Consider the following 262-nt stretch of genomic DNA (forward strand, 5'->3'; position numbering starts at 1 on the left):
CGGTGCGGGTGCCGCCGAGGGCGCCATCGACGCGGCCTCGATCCTGAAGCCGATGCTGGCCCGCGGTGAGCTCCAGACCATCGGCGCCACCACACTTGAGGAATACAGGAAGTACCTGGAGAAGGACGCGGCGCTGGAGCGCCGTTTCCAGCCGATCCAGGTGGCGGAGCCGTCGCTGCCGCACACGATCGAGATCCTCAAGGGTCTGCGTGACCGGTACGAGGCCCACCACCGTGTCTCGATCACGGACGAGGCGCTGGTC

The 262-nt window shown here is 67.9% G+C and carries 1 pseudogene; it reads left to right on the top strand.

The annotated features are described in order from the left end of the window. Nucleotides 1-262: pseudogene (locus ADK57_RS18815) on the top strand (ATP-dependent Clp protease ATP-binding subunit); the annotation flags it as partial.

The sequence above is a fragment of the Streptomyces sp. MMG1533 genome (assembly GCF_001279775.1).
In the GTDB taxonomy this organism is placed as follows: Bacteria; Actinomycetota; Actinomycetes; order Streptomycetales; family Streptomycetaceae; genus Streptomyces.